The following is an 18,423-nucleotide window of genomic DNA, read 5'->3' on the forward strand; positions in this document are numbered from 1 at the left end:
TTTAAGGAGTACGCCGATGAACCGATACATGATGTTCCTGATTGCCCGGCGGATTGGCGCCGGCATCCTGACTTTGCTTATCGTCTCGGCGGTGGTGTTTTTCATCACCAGCCTGCTGCCGGGTGACGCGGCACAGATGATCCTCGGCCAGAACGCCACGCCGGAAACGGTGGCGGCGTTACGGCAGCAGCTGGGTCTCGATCAGCCTTTGCTGATGCGCTATATCCACTGGCTGACCGGCATGGTGCAGGGCGATTTCGGCACCTCGTTTGCCAGCCATCTGCCGGTCTCACAGCTGGTGGCGCAGCGTATCCCCGCCACCTTTGAACTGGCGGGTATCACCACGCTGATCTGCGTGCCGATGGCGCTGATCATCGGCATCATCGCGGCGATGAATCGCGGTTCCCGGCTCGATCGGGCACTGGTTATCGGCACGATGGCGACGGTTGCGGTACCGGAATTTCTGGTGGCCACCGTGGCGGTGCTGATTTTCGCCGTCAAACTGCACTGGGTGTCGGCGATGTCGTTCGGCAGCCCGGACAGCGACCTGCTGAGCTACCTCAAAGCATACGCGCTGCCGGTGCTGACACTCTGCTGCGTGCTGGTGGCGCAGATGGCGCGCATGACGCGGGCCGCCATTATCAATCAGCTCGACAGCCCCTATCTGGAGATGGCGTTGCTGAAAGGAGTGTCACCGCTTCGCGCCGTGCTGCGCCACGCGCTGCCCAATGCGGTCGGCCCTATCGCCAACGCGATTTCACTCAGTCTCTCCTATCTGTTTGGCGGAGTGATCATCATCGAAACCATCTTCAGCTATCCCGGTCTGGCCAGCCAGCTGGTGGATGCGGTCAGTAACCGCGACCTGCCGGTGGTGCAGCTCTGCGTGATGCTGTTCGCCGCCTGCTATCTGGTGCTGCTGCTGGCGGCCGACATTCTGACTATCGCCTTTAACCCGAAATGGAGAAGCGCATGAATACTCTCTTGTTGCCCTGGCGTTTCTTTCAGTCTCTTTCCTGGTCAGGTCGGCTGGGTCTGATGATGTCGCTGTTCTGGCTTCTGATGGCGGTATTCGGCACATCGCTGGCACCACACAGCATTGATGACATCGGCGGCGGCCCGCTGATGGGTGGCCTGACGGCGGATAACCTGCTGGGCACCGACTATCTGGGACGCGACATGCTGAGCCGTATTCTCTACGGCGCGAAATTCTCTATCGGCCTGGCACTGAGTGCGGCGCTGCTGGCCAGTCTGATCGGCACGCTGCTGGCTCTGCTGGCCGCGGTCACGGGACGCTGGCTGGAGGAGTTACTGGGCCGTGTCAATGACGCGCTGCTGGTGCTGCCAGGCAAAGTGCTGTCGCTGATGATCGTCGCGGTATTTGGCTCCTCGCTGCCGATGCTGATCCTGACGGCGGTTTTCACCTACTGGCCGGGTGCATTTCGTATCGCTTTTGCCATGGCCAGCTCGCTGCGCAGCATGGATTACGTCCGTGCTTCACGGCTGCGGGGCGAAAGCCGCTGGTATATCGCCATTCACGACATCCTGCCTAACATGGTGCACCCGATGCTGACGGACTTTGGCCTGCGCTTTGTCTATATCGTGCTGCTGCTGAGCGGGCTGAGTTTCCTCGGTCTGGGCGTTCAGCCGCCGTATGCCGACTGGGGCACGCTGGTGCGTGAAAATATGCAGGGGCTATTTGACGGTTCGCCTGCCGTCCTGATGCCCGCGCTGGCGATTGCCAGCCTGACCATTGGCGCCAACCTGTTTATAGACAGCCTTCAGGCGATGCGTCCGATGACGCTGGCGAAGGAGGGAGCATGAACGTGACACCACATACCGCCATGCCAGTGATATCGGTGGATAAACTGCGCGTCACCGCGCAGACCGATCGCGGCGAAGAGATTGACCTGGTTTCCGACATTCATTTTACCGTGCAGAAGGGAGAGGTGCTGGCGCTGATAGGCGAATCCGGCTCAGGTAAAACCACCATCGCCATGGCACTGATGGGCTATGCCCGCAGTGGTTGCCGCATTGCCGACGGTAACATTCACGTTGCTGGCACCGATGTTAACAGCCTGACGCCAGGCCAGTTACGCGCCTTTCGCGGCAACAACGTCGCCTATATCGCCCAGAGCGCGGCGGCATCGTTTAATCCGGGCATGAAGATTCTCGACCAGGTCATTGAGCCCGTAGTTATTCACGGCACCCTGACGCGCAAAGCGGCGAAAGAGAAGGCCATAGGCCTGTTCCGCGAACTGGCGCTGCCGAACCCCGAGACCATTGGCGACCGTTTTCCGCACCAGGTATCGGGCGGACAGCTACAGCGTCTGATGACGGCGATGGCGCTGATTGGCGATCCGGATGTGGTGATCCTCGATGAGCCGACCACCGCACTGGATGTGACCACCCAGGTGGAAGTGCTGAAAGCGTTTCGCCGCGTGGTGGTGCAGCGTGGCGTCACCGCGATTTACGTCAGTCACGATCTGGCCGTGGTGGCACAGATGGCTGACCGGATTCTGGTGCTGTTGCGCGGCAAAATGGCGGAGTATGGCAGCACGGCGCATCTGATTGGCGCGCCAAAGGCGGAGTACACCCGCTTACTGATGGACGCCGCGCGGCAGAAAGAGCGGCCCAGCAACTGGTGCCCGGCTGCTGCCGATATTCAGCCGCTGCTGGAGGTGCGCGACCTCAACGCAGGTTATGGCCCGCGCGGCAGCGACGGCCATTCGAAAGTGCGCATTCTGGAGGAGATCAACCTCAAACTGTGGAAAGGACAGGCGATTGGCATTATCGGTGAGTCAGGCTCGGGCAAAACCACCCTGGCGCATGCCATTGCCGGACTTAATGCCCCGAGTCACGGCCACATCCTGTTTAACGGCCACTACATTGCGGGCGATATGCAAAAACGTCCTGACAACGAGCTGCGGCGCATTCAGTATGTGTTCCAGATGGCGGATACCGCACTGAATCCGGCCCACAGCGTTGAACGTATCCTGTCGCGACCGCTGACGCTGTTTCACGGCCTGAGTGGTTCGGCCCGCCAGCAGCGACTTTATCAGCTACTGGATCTGGTACAGCTGCCACGCAGCGTGTTGTGGCGGCGTCCCTGGGCACTTTCTGGCGGGCAAAAGCAGCGCGTCAATCTTGCGCGTGCCCTGGCGGCTGAACCGGACCTGATTCTGTGTGATGAAGTGACCTCGGCGCTGGACACCGTGGTTGCCGCCGCCGTACTCGACTTAATCAGCGAGCTGCGCCGTGAGCTGGGCCTCTCAGTAATCTTTATCAGCCACGACATGCATGCCGTTCGCGCGGTGTGCGACGAAATTGTGGTAATGAAGAGCGGTCGGATCGTCACTCAGCTGGCACGTAATGACTACGACAAGCCGACCAGTGAACTCTATTTCGAGCGGCTGAAACGCGCGGTGCCGGAGCTGCGTCAGGGCTGGCTGGATGAGCATGAAGAGATTTTAAAAGCAGAGTGAGTTAGCGCGCTCTGATTTACCCGCCTGCAGTGCAGTGATGCATAGCGCAGGCGACGTACTTACGCACAGCGGCGATATTGCCCTGCGCCAGACCCGATACTGACAACAGAGGTTATTGTGTTATGCCTGCACCGATTCGTTATGTACAGGACAGTGCGAATTTCCCTGATTCCGCCGATGTGGTGGTGATTGGCGCCGGTATTGCCGGTGCCGCAGCCACCTGGGAGCTGGCAAAGCAGGGAGTGAAGGTTGTGCTGATTGAGAAAGGCCTGGTAGGGGCAGAGCAGTCAAGCCGCAACTGGGGCTGGTGTCGACAGCAGAACCGCGATGAGCGCGAACTGCCGCTGATTATTTATGCGCTGCAACGCTGGGGTGAGCTAAATGATGAAACTGGCGAAGAGCTTGGGTTCCGGCGCAGTGGTCTGGTCTACGCCACGCAGGAAGAGTCGGACATTGCGGCCTGGGACAAGTGGATCCAGATGGCAAAGGGCTATGGCGTAAACAGTTCGATTCTCACGGCGGAGCAGGCCAAAGCAATGACGCCGGGCAGCACCACTCCGTGGCGGGGCGGTCTCTCAGCGCCGACCGACGGCCACGCCGAACCGCGCCTCGCTGCGCCTGGGCTGGTGGCGGGCGCGCTGAAAAAAGGCGCAATGCTGTTTCAGCAGTGTGCGGTGCGCGGGCTGGATATCGCTGGCGGCCGTGTCAGCGGCGTCTGGACCGAACGCGGTCTGATCAAAACCAGCCGGGTTATCTGTGCCGGCGGAGCGTGGACCTCGATGTTCTGCCGTCGTCATGGCATCGATCTGCCGCTGGGCAACGTTATTGGCACCGCTTTCCGTACCCAGCCTATCGAGCAGGCGATCGCCATGCCGCTCTACACGCCGGGCTTTGCCTGCCGGCCGCAGATGGATGGCAGTTACACCGTCTCCGTCTCGGGTCGCGGGCGTCTGGAGCCAGGCGCACAGGGGCTGCGTTACGCTCGTCAGTTCTATCCCACATTCAAAAGTCGCCGCAAGAATCTCACCCTCAACCTTGGGCTGTCGCCGTTCTTCAACGGCCCGGAGGCGATGGGTGGCTGGGCATTTGACCGCGAGTCACCGTTTGAGCGCATGCGCATTCTCGATCCGGCCGCCGATGCAAAAATCGTGGAAGAGGGGCTGGCGGCGATGCGGCGTGAATACCCGGCGCTGGCGAACCTCCGGCTGGCGCAGTCGTGGGGCGGCATGATCGACAGTACCCCGGACGCAATTCCGGTGATCTCTACCGTGGCGAAACTGCCGGGGCTGGTGCTGTCTGCAGGGTACAGCGCCCACGGCTTCGGTATCGGACCGGGAGCCGGTCGACTGGCGGCGGATCTTGCCACCGAAGCCACCCCTATCGTTGATCCAACGCCGTACCGCTACAGTCGTCTGGTGGACGGCAGCGGACTTGAAACACCAGGCATGATGTAAGGAGAGTTTTAATGAGCCTGACAATACGCGCAATGACGCCAGACGATCTTAACCCGTGCTTCAGCATGACGCAGGCACTGAAATGGCCCCACCGACGCGAAGACTGGGCGCTGGCGCTGCAGCTGGGCGAGGGCACAGTGATTGAAGAGCAGGGCAGGCTGATCGGCAGTGCCGTGCTCTGGCGCTGGGGCGACAGTGCCGCCACGCTGGGTCTGGTGATTGTCGATAACCAGCAGCAGGGGCGTGGCCTCGGCAAACAGCTGATGCTGGCGCAACTGGAAAAAGTACCGGATTACAACGTGCGTCTGCACGCCACTGAAATGGGCAAAGGCTTGTATGAAAAGCTCGGGTTTGTCAGCTGTGGTGAGATTCGTCAGCACCAGACCCGTGAAGTCACCACGCTGCCAGACGTTGTGATCCCGGCGGGATGCCAGCTGCGCCCGGCGACACTGGCCGATCACAGCACGCTGGTGACGCTGGATCAGCAGGCACACGGTATGCATCGCCCGGCGCTTATTGCGCATTTACTGCGCGACTGTCAGACGGTGATTTTAGAGGACGCATCACAGCAGATTCAGGGCTTCGCCAGCCTGCGCCGCTTTGGGCACGGCTGGGCAATTGGCCCGGTAATCGCCGCTGACTTTGCGATCGCGCAGGCGCTGGTCGCCTCGCTGATGCAGTCGTTACAGGGTGAATTCCTGCGAATCGACACCGACGCCGCGCTGCCGATGGCTGCCTGGCTAACCTCTCTCGGTATTCCTCAGGTCGATGCGCCCACCACAATGGTGCGCGGCATGCCCTGGACACCGCAGGGTATGCAGGCGTTTGGATTGATGACGCAGGCGATGGCCTGATGCATATCGTCTATAAATCGGAGCCTGAACGTGGGCGGATCTGGCAGCGCTGGCTGGCAGAACATGCACCTGACATTCACCTGCATATCTGGCCAGAGACCGGTGAACCAGACCAGGTTGAGGCGCTGGTTGCCTGGCAGCCTCCGGCAGACATTCCGGCGCGGTTTCCACACCTGAAACTGCTCTTCTCGGTGGGTGCCGGCGCCGATCAGTTTGACTTCAGTGCGCTGCCGCCCGACCTGCCAGTAATCAGGATGATCGAACCGGGTCTGACGCAGGGCATGGTGGAATATGTCACCTTTGCGGTGCTCGGGCTGCATCGTGATATGCCGCGCTATTTTCATCAGCAGCGCCAGCAGCAGTGGCTGGCGCACGTGGCATTACCCGCCTCGCAGCGGCGGGTCGGCGTGATGGGGCTGGGCGAACTGGGTCAGGCCGCGTTAGTGCAACTGGTGGCGCTGGGTTTTGACTGCGCAGGCTGGAGCCGCACACCACGCCACTTTCCTGGCGTACGCTGCTGGCACGGCGCTGATCAGCTCGCTGACTTCCTGGCCCACAGCGAAATTCTGATCTGCCTGCTGCCGCTGACCGACACGACGCGGGGTTTGCTGAACCACAGCCTGTTTAATCAGTTACCCCAGGGCGCGGCGCTGGTGCAGGCCGGTCGCGGCCCGCAACTGAACCATGACGATCTGCTCAAAGCGCTGGAGAGCGGTCAGCTCCGTGCTGCCGTGATTGATGTCACCGATCCGGAGCCGTTACCTCAGGGCCATCCGTTCTGGCACCATCCCGCCATCTGGCTCACCCCACACATCGCCAGCCAGACGCAGAATGAGAGCGCCATTGCGGCACTGCTGGAAAACCTGCGGCGCTACCAGCGTGGCGAACCGCTGCACGGTGAAATTGACCGTTCGCGAGGATATTAAGATGGAACATTTAGTGGCACTGCGCCGCGATCTGCATGCGCACCCGGAGCTGGGCTTTCAGGAGCAACGCACCAGCGAGATGGTGGCGAATTTCCTGCAACAGCTGGGCATGGAGGTGCATCGCGGCATCGGTAAAACCGGCGTGGTCGGGATACTGAAAAAGGGCAGCAGTGACCGCATGATCGGCCTGCGCGCCGATATGGATGCGTTGCCGATGCAGGATCAGAGCGGCACAGAGTGGCAAAGCCAGGCAGAGCAGGTGAGTCACGCCTGCGGCCATGACGGTCATACTGTGATGCTGCTGGGGGCCGCCGAAAAACTGGCGCGCGACGTCAGCTTTGACGGCAGCGTCTGCTTTATCTTTCAGCCTGCCGAAGAGGGGCAGGCGGGCGCAAAGGCGATGATCGAGGATGGCCTTTTCAGCCGCTTTCCCTGTGAGGCGGTCTACGCCATTCATAACTGGCCTGAACTGCCCCTCGGTCAGGTGCAGACCCGGCCCGGCGCCATCATGGCGGCAGCCGACCGCTTTGATATTCGGGTGCTGGGTGGCGGCGGTCACGCTGCGCAGCCTCATCTCACATGCGATACGCTTCTTGCGACCAGTGAGCTGGTGGTGCAGCTGAATACCCTGGTTTCACGCGCACTCGACCCATGCGAAACCGCGCTGCTCACCGTTACCCGAATGCAGGGTGGCTTTTCACACAACATGATCCCGGCAGAGGCGAACATCACCGGCACGGTGCGCACCTTCAGCCCGACTGCACAGGATACGATTGAAGCGCGTTTGCGCCAGATGGCGGCGCACATCACCGCCGCCCACGGCCTGCAGGCAGAGGTCAGCTATCGGCGCTACTACCCGGCGACGATCAACAGCGCAACGGAAGCGCAGCTTTCCCTTGAGGCGCTAAAGCAGGCGGGCATCCCGGCTGACCTCGCACCACAGCCCGCGCTGACCTCAGAAGATTTTGCTTTTATGCTGCAGGCGCGCCCCGGTGCCTATCTGTGGCTGGGATCGGCACCCTGCAAGCCGCTGCACCATGCCGCTTACGACTTCAATGATGCGCTGATCCCGCATGGCATTAACGTTTTTGTCGCCCTGATTCGTCAGGCGCTGGCAGAGAAATTTCCCTGCTGAATGCAGCGGGATTTTGACAGGAAATGCCGCTGCCTGGGGAATTACGGCAGCGTAAGAAACCAGCAGGTTGCGATACTTGAGCCAACCGAACGTTACGTGGATGAGGGTTTAAAATGCAGAATGTCATGGCAGAGCAGCAAGCATATTCCGATAACAGCCTGTTACTGGATGCACGTGAGCAGAATGTGCCGCGCGGTGTAGTGACCGCCCATCCGCTGGTGATCGAACGCGCCAGAGGCAGTGAAGTATGGGATGTGGAGGGCAATCGCTATCTCGACTTTGTTGGCGGCATCGGCGTGCTGAACGTCGGCCACAATCACCCTGCGGTGGTCAATGCGGTCACCAGGCAGTTGGGTCTGGTTTCTCACGCCTGTTTTCAGGTGGTGGCCTATCCGGGCTACATTGAACTGGCACAGCGGCTGAACAAACTGGTCGGCGGCGATGAGGCATTCAAAAGCGTCTTCTTCACCAGCGGCGCCGAAGCCGTGGAAAATGCGGTGAAGATTGCCCGCTCGCACACCCAGCGGCCTGGCATCATCGCGTTTGATGGTGCGTTTCATGGGCGTACCTTATTGGGCGTCACCCTGACCGGTATGTCCGCGCCTTACAAACAGAACTTTGGTCCGTTCCCTGGCGACATCTATCGTCTGCCATTCCCGAACCCGCTGCACGGCATCACCGAAGCGGACTGCCTGAAGGCGATGGATCAGCTCTTCGCCGTGCAGATACTGCCTGAGCGTGTGGCTGCGATTATCATCGAGCCGGTACAGGGCGATGGCGGCTTCCTGCCAGCCGGACCGGCCTTTATGCAGGCTCTGCGTCGTATCACCAGCCAGCACGGCATTCTGCTGATCTGTGATGAAGTGCAATCCGGCTTTGGGCGCACCGGTACCATGTTTGCCTTCCAGCAGTTGGGGATCAAACCAGATTTAATTACCCTGGCGAAAAGCCTCGGCGGCGGTCTGCCGATTTCCGGTGTGGTTGGCCGTGCAGAGATCATGGATGCGCCAACGCCAGGCGGGTTAGGCGGCACCTACGGCGGCAACGCACTGGGCTGTGCGGCGGCGCTGGCGGTACTGGATCTGTTTGAACATGAGAACCTGTTGCAGCGGTCCTGTCAGCTCGGCGAACAGCTCAACGCCCGTCTGCGACAGCTGGCGGACAAATATGCCTGCATTGGTGATGTGCGCGGCGTGGGCTTTATGCAGGCGGTGGAAATTCTCGACTTCGAAACGGGGCGTCCCGATGCGGCGCTTACCCAGAAGATCCTCGACAGCGCCTGCCAGGAAGGATTGCTGCTGATCAAATGCGGCCTGCATCGCAACACCATCCGTTTCCTGGCGCCGCTGGTCACGACCGACTCACAACTGGAAGAGGCACTGCATATCTTTGATATTGCGCTGGCCCGCGCCACGGGCCGGTTGGGTTAAATCTGCATTCCTCATTGATTTTATTAGAATAATTTGAAAGCCTCCCGCTGGTATAACCACTGCGAAGCGCTGGCGCGTTTACGGTAAAGCGTGTTATATCTTCGGGAGGTTCTGAACATTTGATTAAGCGCCTGGCCCAACAGGCTCTGACAATGAGGGGGGTGCTATGAACGGCTTAATGAAACTTGACCGCATCGACATCAACATCCTGGTGCAACTCCAGAAAGATGGCCGTATCAGCAACGTTAACCTCGCCGACGCCGTCGGTCTCTCGCCCAGTCCCTGTCTGCAACGGGTCAAACGTCTGGAACAGGCTGGTTTTATCACCGGTTATGAAGCGCACATTAATCTCACCCGCATTACCGATTCGGTGACCGTCTTTACCGAAGTCACCCTGTCAGGCCATCGCCGCGAAGATTTTATGAAGTTCGAAAGTGCGATGCGCGACGTCGATGAGCTGATGGAGTGCCATCTGATCACCGGCGGCTATGACTATTTGCTGCGCTTTATTACCCGCAGCATTGAACATTATCAGGAAGTGATTGAGAAGATGCTGGATGCGCAGATCGGCATTGATAAGTACTTCAGCTATATCGTGATTAAATCCCCGATCATGAAAAGCAGCGTGCCGTTACGATCGCTCATCGGGAAGCACACTGTGGAGTTCGGCGTATAAATGTCTGCCCGGCGTTGCCTCTCTCCTGCGTCCACCGGAGAGAGGGCCGTCACACCCATCCCGCTTTTTGGCTGCCTGCCTGACCCGTTATCCCGTTACCTCTATACCGCTTTAATCTGCCCAATCTTCCCTCAGCATAAAATTTTTTTCCGTTACAAAATTCAGTGGCTGCACCCGGTTTCAGGGCGCGCTACAGCCTCAACCATCGTCCGAACCCTTTTAAAATGATTTCAACCGATACAAGGAGTTGCCATGGACTCATTACAGATTGCTGATCAGCAGTGGCAGCGCGATATGTTCACCATTTCTACCGATCGCCAGCGGCTGGACCTTGCCTGGATCCATATTCAGCTGGCGGAGAAGTCCTACTGGGCCAAAGGTCAGCCGCAGGCCAAAACCACGCGGGCGATTGCCGGTTCGCTGCCGTTTGGTCTTTATCACCAGCAGACTCAGATAGGTTTTGCCCGACTGATCACTGACTACACCCGTTTTGGCTGGCTGTGCGACGTGATCATTGATGAAAACTGGCGCGGTCACGGGCTGGGCAGCTGGCTGGCGACCTGCGTCCGTGAACATCCGGAGCTGCAAACGGTGCACCGCTGGATGCTTTCAACCCAGGATGCCCATCAGGTCTACCAGCGACTCGGCTGGCGTGTTGTGCAGCATCCCGAGACGCTGATGGAATTTCCGCTCTCATAACTCTGGAGTTAACCCGATATGCGATACCGCGTTGGCGTGGATATTGGTGGATCCTTTACTGATTTCGCCGTGCTGGACCAGCAAACGAACCAGATCCATACCCTCAAAGTCCTGTCACGCCCGGACAAACCTGGCAGCGAAATCGAGACCGGGCTGACGCAATTTCAGCAGCATCAGGGCATTGATCCCGCTGAGATTGGCTACTTTACCCACGGCACGACGGTAGGGATTAACGCGGTGATCCAGCGGCGCGGTGTGCGGCTGGCACTGTTTGCTACCGAGGGCTTCTGCGATGTTCTGGAGCTGGCGCGGCTGAAAATTCCGCATATCCATGATCTTTTCTCCCGGCGTGCCGCACCGCTGATTACCCGCGACCGGGTATTTGCCATCCGCGAACGCATTGACGCCCACGGCAATGTGCTGCACGCGCCTGATCGTCAGAGCGTGCTGGACGCCATTGAGCAGGCACGCGCCGCAGGTTGTCAGGGTATTGTCGTGTCGCTGCTGCACAGCTATCGCAACCGGCATAATGAAGCAGCAGTAAAAGCGATTATTGAGGAAGTCGCGCCTGAGCTGCTGACCTCCTGTTCCGCTGACATCTGGCCGATTATTCGTGAATATGAACGCACCATCACCGCCACCATTAATGCCTACGTGCAGCCGATGGTCATTCACTACCTGGAATCCTTTGAGCAGGCGCTGAAACGGCTTGGCGTAAAGCCGCCGCCGCGTATCACCAAATCCAACGGTGGGGTAATGGGCGTCGGGCAGGCGAAACGCGAATGCGTCCAGATGGTGCTCTCGGGCACCGCCTCCGGGGTGATCGGGGCCAGCTATCTGGCCAGCGCCTGCGGTTTTGACAAAATCCTCAGCCTGGATATTGGCGGCACCAGCGCCGACGTAGCGGTGATCATTGACGGCAAAGTGGCGCAGGGCAACGGCGAAATCATCGGCGACTTCCCGATCTTTATTCCTTCTGTCGCCGTCACCTCAGTGGGGCAAGGCGGCGGCTCGCTGGCGTGGATTGACGGGCAGGGCGTATTGCAGATGGGACCAGACAGTGCCGGATCGCTGCCGGGTCCGGTCTGCTTCCAGCGCGGCGGCACACAGCCGACGGCCACCGATGCCTTTGCCGCCTGCGGCATGATGGGCCACGGTGCGTTGGGTTATAACGCCGTGACGGTGGATGTTGCCGCCGCCCGGGCGGCCTGGCAGCCCCTGGCCGATGCCCTCACTATTTCGGTCGAGGAAACCGCGGAAACCGCTATTCAACTGGCGATCTCCAGCATGTACAGCGACACCAGTGGCCTGCTGTCCCGCTTTGGCCTCGACCCACGTGAATTCTGGTTCCTCGCCTTTGGCGGAGCGGGCCCGATGATGGGCTGTTTTCTTGCCCGCGAACTGAACATGAAAGGGGTGATTGTTCCGCCTACGCCAGGCGTGCTCTCCGCATTAGGCGGACTGGTAGCGGACATCCGCAACGATTTTATCCGCACACTCTACGGCGACCTGACGCCTGCGCTGGCTGACACATTAGCCAGTGAAGCCGAAGCCTTGCAGCAGCGCGCCTGCAACTGGCTGACGCAGGAGCACGGCAGCGACATGCCCTATAGCCTGCAGTTCAGCGCGGATATGCGCTATCACGGACAGTCGTTTGAAATCGACGTGCCGCTGGAGGCGAGCTGGCTGACGCAGGCAGATTTCACTGCGCTGCATGACGCCTTTGATCGCCAGCATCAGCAGCTGTTTGGTCACAGTGACCCGCAGGCACCGGTGCAGTTGATTAACCTGCGGCTGGTGATCGCCTCACCCACGCCAAAACCGGTGATTAACCGGCTCGCAACGGCGACAGAACCGGTGCCAGTGCTGAAACAGACCGATGCATGGATCGACGGCGCATGGCATCAGGTGGATGTGGTGCTGCGAACAGTATTGCTTGCCGGCCATCAGTTACGGGGTCCGGTCATCATTGCGCAGAACGATTGCACCACCTGCGTGCCGCCCGGTATGGGCGTGACGGTCGATTCCTTTGGTAACCTGCTGATCACGGCGAACGAGGCATAATATGGCGATTGATGGACGTAACTTACAAATCCTGGCGAACTACTGCGCCGCTGCTGCCGATGCAATGGCCTTTACCCTGATGCGTACCGCGCACTCCACCTTTGTTAAAGAGACGGAAGATTTCTCCTGCCAGATTGTCAGCCGCACCGGACTGGCGTTTGCCTCGCCGCGCAGTTTTGGCGCACCCTGGTACAGCGGCATCGACTATGCGCCGGTGCTGGCACTGATTGACGATTACGCCGACGGCGATATCTGCATTACTAATGACGCCTACGCCGGCAATGTGGCAACGCACTCGCCCGATATCCACATCTGGAAGCCGGTGTTTTACCAGGGCGAAATTGTCTGCTTCGTGGTGGGGCACATTCATAACACCGACGTCGGCGGCGCGGTACCCGCCTCACTGTCGCGCTCGCTGACCGATATCGTGCAGGAGGGGATCCGCATCCCGCCACTGAAAATCATGCGGCAGGGGCAGCTCAATGAAGAGGTCGCCAGCATCATGCGGCTCAACGTGCGGGTGCCGGACCAGAACTGGGGTGATTTCAAAGCACAGCTGGCTTCAGTTAACGTCGGTGAGCGTAAAATCCACGACATTATCGCCCGTTTTGGTATCGACGATTTTTTACAGGGCATAGAAGGGATTCTCGATTACGCCGAAGCACAGGCCCGCAGCATTATCAGCACCATTCCCGATGGGGAGTATTTTTATGCCGACTACGCCGATGAAGATGGCGAGGGCGGTTATCCCTGCCGTATCGCCATTACACTGCGGGTGCAGGGCGATCAGCTGGAGCTGGACTACACCGGCAGCGACCCGCAGCTGGCCTCGTCACTGAACATGCCGACCGGCGGCCGTGAACGGCATCCGCTGGCGCTGGTGGGCGTCACTTATGTGCTCTCCACACTGGATCGTTCGCTGCTGCTGAACGCGGGAACACTGCGACCGACCCGGGCGATCCTGCCGCCGGGTACGGTGATGAATTGTGAAGCACCGGCGGCGGTGGGGATGCGCTCGCTGACCTGTGCACTGTCGCAGATTGCGACAATCGGCGTCTTCTCGCTGGCGATGCCGGACCGTCTTCCCGCCAATTCACCGGGCGGTAATTCAATCATGAACATCCGCACGCAGACGCATAACCGCAGCGTGGTTGCTTCTCTGGGTCCAGTGGGTGGTGGCGCGGGCGGTACGCCGCGTCATGACGGGCCTGACGGCTCTGGCGGGCTGTCTGCCTTCCTGAAAAACACGCCCATTGAGATCAACGAAGCGGAAGTCCCGATCCGTTTTCATCGTTACGGGCTGGCCCAGGACAGCGCCGGCCCAGGTCGCTATCGCGGCGGCTTAGCGACCGAAATGGCATTTGAGATTTTCTCGCCCAACACCACGATTACCGCGCGCAACCGTAACCGGTCGGTGTTTGCCTCGGCGGGCTTGGTGGGCGGGCAGAACGGGGCGCTCTCTTACTTCCGCACCCGGCGCGATGGCGAGGTTATCAATCACGGCAACACAGACGTAATCCACTGCCAGCCGGGTGACGTGGTCGAAGTGCGCGGCCCTGGCGCGGGCGGTTATGGCCTGCCGTCACAGCGCGAGACTGAGGCGGTCATGCAGGATGTGCGCTGTGGTTATCTCAGCGTCGCAGCAGCCCGGGCGCAGTATGGCGTAGTGATCGTTGATGACGGTGTGGATGAGTCAGCCACAGCACGCCTGCGCGCCGCGATGCCGCAACGCGCTGCGCAGCATTTTGAGCACGGCGAGGCACGGAATCGCTTTGAAACGCTCTGGACACCTCAGCGTTACCAGTTGCTGACCGCTTTTCTGGCAGGCGCACCGGTCAGCTGGCGTCATTTCCTGAAAACCCAGGTATTCCGGGCGGTAGCGGAGATAGGCGAAACGGCGGATATGAATCAAATATTCAGTGATTTGCATCAGCGATACCCGGCCATGGCGAACAATTAACGGAGAGTGCGCATCGTCGACTACGCTTTAAGTCTGCATGGACTATGAAGGCAACGCGACGATGAGCATGAAAACCAGTGATTTTTTTGTCCAGCGCCTGAAAGAGTGGGGCGTCACACGCATCTACGGCTATCCAGGTGACGGGATTAACGGCGTGCTGGGAGCTATCCAGCGCGCTAACGCTAAAGGTGACGGCATCGAATTTATTCAGGTGCGGCACGAGGAGATGGCGGCCTTTATGGCGGCCGGGCACGCGAAGTTTACTGGGGAGCTGGGCGTCTGTCTCTCAACTGGCGGGCCGGGCGCAACCCATCTGCTGACCGGGCTTTATGACGCCAAAATGGACCATGCGCCGGTGCTGGCAATTGCCGGACAGGCAGAAGCGACTGCGCGGGGAGCCAGCTATCAGCAGGAGATGAACCTGGACCGCATCTTCTCGGACGTCGCTAACTTCGTTCAGGAAGCTTCGACCCCGACACAGGTGCGCCATCTGCTGGATCGTGGCGTGCGCATTGCCAAAGCGCAAAACGGCGTGGCGGTGATCATCATCCCTAAAGATATTCAGGATGAAGAGTGGCAGCCGCCGCAGCATCTGCATGGCTTCACCCATTCCGGCAGCGGCTATCAGCGTCCCAAAGTTATCCCCTACGAAGCGGACCTGCAACGCGCTGCCGACGTGCTTAACGCCGGTAAAAAAGTGGCGATTCTCATCGGTGCGGGCGCACGCAACGCCGCCGTTGAGGTGGTACAGGTTGCCAATGTGCTGGGTGCCGGAGTCGCAAAAGCGCTGCTGGGCAAAGATGTGCTGCCGGACGACGCGCCGTTTGTTACCGGCTCGATTGGCCTGCTCGGCACGAAACCTTCATCCGATTTAATGCAAAACTGCGACACCCTGCTGATGATTGGCAGCGGCTTCCCGTGGACGGAATTTCTGCCGGAAGAGGGCAAGGCGCGTGCGGTGCAGATAGACATCGATCCCGCCATGCTGGGCCTGCGCTATCCCAGCGAAGTGAACCTGCATGGCGATGCGGCAGAAACGCTGCGCGCGCTGCTGCCGCTGCTGGAGCATAAAGCGGATCGCAGCTGGCAGGAGGATATTGCGGTTCAGGTACGTGACTGGTGGACGCTGATGGAAGAGCGTGCCATGGCACCGGCTAATCCGGTCAATCCGCAGCGGGTAGTGTGGGAGATGTCACCTCAGTTACCGGACAACGCCATTGTCACCTCGGATTCCGGCTCCTGCGCCAACTGGTTTGCCCGCGACTATCGGGTGAAGCAGGGACAGCGCGCGTCACTCTCCGGCGGTCTGGCCTGTATGGGCGCGGCGGTGCCTTACGCGATTGCCGCGAAATTTGCTCACCCGGAAAAACCGGTGGTGGCGCTGGTGGGAGACGGTGCGATGCAGATGAACAACATGGCCGAGCTGATCACTATTCAGAAATACTGGCAGCAGTGGGCCGATCCGCGCCTGATTGTCTGCGTGTTCAACAATCAGGATCTGAATCAGGTCACCTGGGAGCAGCGCGTGATGGAGGGTAACCCACGCTTCGACGCGTCACAGCAGCTGCCGGATGTGAAGTACGCTGAGTTTGCGCAGTCGCTGGGAATGGTCGGTATTTTTGTCGACAATCCTGACGATCTGGCAGGTGCCTGGCAGCGTGCGCTCAGCGCCGATCGCCCGGTATTACTGGAGGTGAAAACCGATCCGGAAGTCGCGCCATTACCGCCACACATCACCTTTAAGCAGGCGAAAGCCTTTATGGCGTCGATGGTGAAGGGCGATCGCGGCGCAGCGCAAATCATCAGCGACACCGCCAGTCAGCTGTTTCATAAAAAGCATTAAGGGCTAAGTGGGGCGGTCGCGTCTCACTAACCTTTATTCCCGGATGCCCTCGCGTCCGGGTCTTAAACCCCTTCATCATTCTCAACGGGAGTCTTGTTATGACTGCTCATTCCAGCCCTGTCTGGTTAATCTCGGGATGTTCGACCGGTTTTGGTCGTGAACTGGCGCAGCAGACCATCGCGCGTGGCTTTAAGGTGGTTGTGACGGCGCGTGATACCGCGTCCATTGCCGATCTGGTTGAGGGACACGACAACGCACTGGCGGTAGCGCTGGATGTGACGCAGCAGTTGAGTATTGACCAGGCCGTCAGTGCGGCCCTGGACACGTTCGGCACCATTGATGTGCTGGTAAACAACGCCGGTTACGGTTATCAGAGCTCGGTGGAAGAGGGTGTGGAAAGCGAAATCCGCGCGCAGTTTGATGCCAACGTTTTCGGTCTGTTTGCCCTGACCCGCGCCGTGCTGCCCGCAATGAGAAAGGCGCGCAGCGGCCACGTGATCAACATTACCTCAGTGGCAGGCTTAATCGGTTTTGCCAGCTCAGGCTACTACTCTGCCAGCAAACATGCGGTGGAAGGCTGGTCCGATTCGCTGGCGCTGGAAGCCGGTCCGCTGGGCATTCACGTGACCTGTGTTGAGCCAGGTCCGTTCCGCACCGACTGGGCCGGACGCTCACTGCATCAGACGCCGAGCACGCTGCCAGACTATGCGGAGACCGCCGCCGCGCGGATGAAAGCGACATCCGAATACAGCGGCACTCAGAAGGGCGATCCGGCGCGGGCCGCCGCGGCGATGATTGCTATTACCGAGCATGAAAACCCGCCACGTCATCTGGTGATGGGTGCCTGGGGCCATGACGCCGTGACAGGTAAGCTCAAAGAGCGGCTGGCTGAGATAGACGCGTGGAAACAGACGTCGGTGGAGACGGATTTTCCGGAATAGAGGTGAATTGTGGGTGGCGGGAAGCCGCCTGCGGGTGAACCAGAAGCTATTAAAATACGAAAGGCCCGTTTATCGGGCCTTTGAGTGCTAATCGGGGATCTTTGCTTCCTGCATGTCGCGCGCATTCAGTTCTTTCAGCTTGCGGCGCAACAGGGCAGATGAGGAACGTTTTCTCGCCTGAGCTAACTGAGCTTTAATGGCGGGCAGATCGGGCCGGGCCAGCCACTCTGCAATCAAAAGTGCCCTTAACTCTTTATATCGGGTTTCAACCGGAGCCAAAGGGGTTGTTTCATCGTGTGTATCATAAAACGACATAGCAAGCTCTCCCTGTAGTCACTACTTTATAAGCCTGGAAACAGTCCGGGATTAAAGGTTGCGGCGCTTTCTTCGGCAACCCTGTTCGGCGATTGTAGTGTAGTTCATTTTTTAACCCAAGCATGGCGTCGTAGATCTCTTCCAGAGGAGTCGGACGATTGCGTTCAACGATCTCGCCAGACGCAGGCTGGAAAACAAAACCGCCGATAGAGAAGCTTTCATGGTGTGCCATTAACGCAAGTACTACACTTTTTAAAACGACTGCACTACCTAATCCGGGAATGCTGATGTGGCGAAAATCGCTCATGCACTCCAGACCATCGAACACGTCAAAACAGACCTCAGCCAGCCCGTTAACAGGAAAGGAGATACCGGGTGGCATCCGATATCCGATGCGGGTAAAGGTCTGTTCATCTATCCGGTCGCCAACGATGACAGTGTAAGTTTCGCTGCCGCCAACAAAAACGTAGCTGTGATAAATCTGGCGGTCATAAATAAATCTTTTTCGTCTGATTTCGTAGTTTTCGAGATAAATATCTTCTTCAATACGCACTTCTCATCCCTGCCGTAACATATGAATCCCTGAAACTCGATTTTTCAGTTCCTGCTCAGCACCGTCAAACATCCATGGTAAAAGTGAGGTT

The 18,423-nt window shown here is 59.2% G+C and carries 16 protein-coding genes; 14 read left to right on the forward strand and 2 right to left on the reverse strand.

Annotated elements, in window-relative coordinates:
- Window positions 1-16 precede the first annotated feature (16 nt).
- From NP77_RS09360 to NP77_RS09425, 14 genes are all read left to right on the forward strand, one after another.
- Window positions 17-973, forward strand: coding sequence for an ABC transporter permease (locus NP77_RS09360; RefSeq protein ID WP_003852376.1), 957 nt, complete (start codon window positions 17-19; stop codon window positions 971-973).
- Window positions 970-1,821, forward strand: coding sequence for an ABC transporter permease (locus NP77_RS09365; protein WP_003852377.1), 852 nt, complete (start codon window positions 970-972; stop codon window positions 1,819-1,821). Before NP77_RS09360 ends, NP77_RS09365 begins: the two co-directional genes overlap by 4 nt.
- On the forward strand, window positions 1,818-3,482 hold the full coding sequence (locus NP77_RS09370) for an ABC transporter ATP-binding protein (protein ID WP_039659902.1): 1,665 nt from the start codon (window positions 1,818-1,820) through the stop codon (window positions 3,480-3,482). The genes NP77_RS09365 and NP77_RS09370 overlap by 4 nt, the downstream gene beginning before the upstream one ends.
- A gap of 122 nt (window positions 3,483-3,604) precedes the next feature.
- The gene (locus NP77_RS09375) at window positions 3,605-4,936 is read left to right on the forward strand and encodes an FAD-binding oxidoreductase (protein WP_003852381.1); all 1,332 of its coding nucleotides are present in this window, start codon (window positions 3,605-3,607) and stop codon (window positions 4,934-4,936) included.
- Between the two features lie 11 nt (window positions 4,937-4,947).
- Window positions 4,948-5,790, forward strand: coding sequence for a GNAT family N-acetyltransferase (locus NP77_RS09380; protein WP_039659904.1), 843 nt, complete (start codon window positions 4,948-4,950; stop codon window positions 5,788-5,790).
- Complete coding sequence (locus NP77_RS09385; protein ID WP_039659905.1) at window positions 5,790-6,716, forward strand: glyoxylate/hydroxypyruvate reductase A; 927 nt, start codon at window positions 5,790-5,792, stop codon at window positions 6,714-6,716. Before NP77_RS09380 ends, NP77_RS09385 begins: the two co-directional genes overlap by 1 nt.
- Before the next feature lies 1 nt (window position 6,717).
- The gene (locus tag NP77_RS09390) at window positions 6,718-7,851 is read left to right on the forward strand and encodes a M20 aminoacylase family protein (protein WP_039659907.1); all 1,134 of its coding nucleotides are present in this window, start codon (window positions 6,718-6,720) and stop codon (window positions 7,849-7,851) included.
- A 113-nt stretch (window positions 7,852-7,964) separates the two neighbouring features.
- Window positions 7,965-9,281 (forward strand): 4-aminobutyrate--2-oxoglutarate transaminase, encoded by a 1,317-nt coding sequence (gene gabT, locus NP77_RS09395; RefSeq protein ID WP_008926920.1) that lies wholly within the window; start codon window positions 7,965-7,967, stop codon window positions 9,279-9,281.
- Window positions 9,282-9,447: 166 nt separating this feature from the next.
- Complete coding sequence (locus NP77_RS09400; RefSeq protein WP_003852391.1) at window positions 9,448-9,957, forward strand: Lrp/AsnC family transcriptional regulator; 510 nt, start codon at window positions 9,448-9,450, stop codon at window positions 9,955-9,957.
- A 252-nt stretch (window positions 9,958-10,209) separates the two neighbouring features.
- Window positions 10,210-10,656 (forward strand): GNAT family N-acetyltransferase, encoded by a 447-nt coding sequence (locus tag NP77_RS09405; protein ID WP_003852392.1) that lies wholly within the window; start codon window positions 10,210-10,212, stop codon window positions 10,654-10,656.
- A gap of 18 nt (window positions 10,657-10,674) precedes the next feature.
- Window positions 10,675-12,720 carry a hydantoinase/oxoprolinase family protein gene (locus tag NP77_RS09410; protein WP_008926919.1) on the forward strand — a complete coding sequence of 682 codons (2,046 nt, stop codon included), beginning with the start codon at window positions 10,675-10,677 and terminating at the stop codon, window positions 12,718-12,720.
- Window position 12,721: 1 nt separating this feature from the next.
- A complete protein-coding gene (locus tag NP77_RS09415; RefSeq protein WP_039659909.1) occupies window positions 12,722-14,680 on the forward strand; it encodes a hydantoinase B/oxoprolinase family protein in 1,959 nt (652 codons plus the stop codon).
- Between the two features lie 61 nt (window positions 14,681-14,741).
- A complete protein-coding gene (locus NP77_RS09420; RefSeq protein ID WP_003852397.1) occupies window positions 14,742-16,523 on the forward strand; it encodes a thiamine pyrophosphate-requiring protein in 1,782 nt (593 codons plus the stop codon).
- A 98-nt stretch (window positions 16,524-16,621) separates the two neighbouring features.
- Entirely contained in the window at window positions 16,622-17,464 is an 843-nt protein-coding gene (locus tag NP77_RS09425) for an oxidoreductase (RefSeq protein ID WP_003852399.1), read from the forward strand.
- 87 nt (window positions 17,465-17,551) lie between these two features.
- On the opposite strand, the gene NP77_RS09430 is transcribed toward NP77_RS09425, so the two are convergent.
- Window positions 17,552-17,779, reverse strand: a complete 228-nt coding sequence (locus tag NP77_RS09430; RefSeq protein ID WP_003852400.1) for a hypothetical protein — start codon at window positions 17,777-17,779, stop codon at window positions 17,552-17,554.
- On the reverse strand, window positions 17,766-18,332 hold the full coding sequence (locus NP77_RS09435) for a hypothetical protein (protein WP_039659911.1): 567 nt from the start codon (window positions 18,330-18,332) through the stop codon (window positions 17,766-17,768). The genes NP77_RS09430 and NP77_RS09435 overlap by 14 nt, the downstream gene beginning before the upstream one ends.
- Window positions 18,333-18,423 lie beyond the last annotated feature (91 nt).

It is taken from the genome of Pantoea sp. MBLJ3, from assembly GCF_000816655.1.
GTDB lineage: Bacteria > Pseudomonadota > Gammaproteobacteria > Enterobacterales > Enterobacteriaceae > Pantoea > Pantoea eucalypti.

Coding starts and splice junctions, on each gene's coding strand:
- NP77_RS09360 (WP_003852376.1), top strand. CDS start 17: ATGAACCGATACATGATGTTCCTGATTGCCCGGCGGATTGGCGCCGGC.
- NP77_RS09365 (WP_003852377.1), top strand. CDS start 970: ATGAATACTCTCTTGTTGCCCTGGCGTTTCTTTCAGTCTCTTTCCTGG.
- NP77_RS09370 (WP_039659902.1), top strand. CDS start 1,818: ATGAACGTGACACCACATACCGCCATGCCAGTGATATCGGTGGATAAA.
- NP77_RS09375 (WP_003852381.1), top strand. CDS start 3,605: ATGCCTGCACCGATTCGTTATGTACAGGACAGTGCGAATTTCCCTGAT.
- NP77_RS09380 (WP_039659904.1), top strand. CDS start 4,948: ATGAGCCTGACAATACGCGCAATGACGCCAGACGATCTTAACCCGTGC.
- NP77_RS09385 (WP_039659905.1), top strand. CDS start 5,790: ATGCATATCGTCTATAAATCGGAGCCTGAACGTGGGCGGATCTGGCAG.
- NP77_RS09390 (WP_039659907.1), top strand. CDS start 6,718: ATGGAACATTTAGTGGCACTGCGCCGCGATCTGCATGCGCACCCGGAG.
- gabT (WP_008926920.1), top strand. CDS start 7,965: ATGCAGAATGTCATGGCAGAGCAGCAAGCATATTCCGATAACAGCCTG.
- NP77_RS09400 (WP_003852391.1), top strand. CDS start 9,448: ATGAACGGCTTAATGAAACTTGACCGCATCGACATCAACATCCTGGTG.
- NP77_RS09405 (WP_003852392.1), top strand. CDS start 10,210: ATGGACTCATTACAGATTGCTGATCAGCAGTGGCAGCGCGATATGTTC.
- NP77_RS09410 (WP_008926919.1), top strand. CDS start 10,675: ATGCGATACCGCGTTGGCGTGGATATTGGTGGATCCTTTACTGATTTC.
- NP77_RS09415 (WP_039659909.1), top strand. CDS start 12,722: ATGGCGATTGATGGACGTAACTTACAAATCCTGGCGAACTACTGCGCC.
- NP77_RS09420 (WP_003852397.1), top strand. CDS start 14,742: ATGAGCATGAAAACCAGTGATTTTTTTGTCCAGCGCCTGAAAGAGTGG.
- NP77_RS09425 (WP_003852399.1), top strand. CDS start 16,622: ATGACTGCTCATTCCAGCCCTGTCTGGTTAATCTCGGGATGTTCGACC.
- NP77_RS09430 (WP_003852400.1), bottom strand. CDS start 17,779: ATGTCGTTTTATGATACACACGATGAAACAACCCCTTTGGCTCCGGTT.